This is a genomic window from Gemmatimonadota bacterium (assembly GCA_026706345.1).
Taxonomy (GTDB): Bacteria; JAAXHH01; JAAXHH01; order JAAXHH01; family JAAXHH01; genus JAAXHH01.
In genome coordinates this window covers 1,321-2,223 of the sequence record JAPOYX010000121.1, presented here as the reverse complement: position 1 = coordinate 2,223, position 903 = coordinate 1,321, and the positions used below count along the sequence as shown (strand labels likewise).

2 protein-coding genes are annotated in these 903 nt (G+C 60.5%); both read left to right on the top strand.

What is annotated here, in order from left to right:
* On the top strand, window positions 1-680 hold a 680-nt coding region (locus OXG98_08055), incomplete at its 5' end, for an LLM class F420-dependent oxidoreductase (protein ID MCY3771957.1).
* 18 nt (window positions 681-698) lie between these two features.
* The coding region (locus OXG98_08050) for a glutathione S-transferase N-terminal domain-containing protein (protein MCY3771956.1) at window positions 699-903 on the top strand (205 nt) is incomplete at its 3' end.

Sequence of the window (903 nt, the reverse complement as noted above, 5' to 3'; positions counted from 1 at the left end):
ATCCGCTCACCGTCCTGGCAGCCCTGGCGTATAAGACGACAACCGTCAAACTCGGTACCGCGGTTCTGATTCTGCCCTACCGGCACCCCTTGGCCGCGGCCAAGGCGCTTGCCACCATTGACGTCTTGTCCGGTGGGCGGACGGTTGTCGGCGTGGGGGCCGGCTGGCTGGAGCAGGAATTCACCGCCCTGGGCACATCGATCACAGAGCGGGGAGCCCGCACGAACGAGACCATGGACATCTTCAAGGCGGTCTGGACGCAGGAAACGCCAGCGTTTGCCGGAAAGCATTTTCAGTTCGCGGATATTAAATTTATTCCCAAACCGGTTCAGCAGCCGCATCCGCCCATTCTTGTCGGGGGGATGACCAAGGGCGCCCTGCGTCGCATAGCGCGGCGCGGCGATGGCTGGATCGCCATGGGCAAGGGACCGGATGACATCCAAGAGCCCCTGGAAACCCTGCGGGAATTGACCTCTCAGGCGGGTCGCGACCCGGACGATTTGCAGATTTGCATGCTGCCGCTCGGAGCGCCGAGCGTGGATCAGTTGATCCGGGACATTCCGCGCTACGCCGACCTGGGGGTGGACCATGTCTATCTGTCGTTCCGGGCCTGGACGAATGAGTTTGCCGAACTCATGCGCCTCATGGAACACTTCGCGAAGGAAATGAAGCTGGCCTAGTCCGGAGAAGGAGACCCGATGAGTGACAAGAAGTGGCCGATTGAACATCCTGACCGCATTCAACTCTATTCACTGGCCACCCCGAACGGCCAGAAGGCAGGTATCGCCCTGGAAGAATTGGGGCTGCCGTATGAAGCCCACAAGGTGAATATCCTGGAGAACGAGCAGTTCACCGAGGAGTTCATCGCGGTGTGTCCCAACTCGAAAATCCCCGCCATGGTCG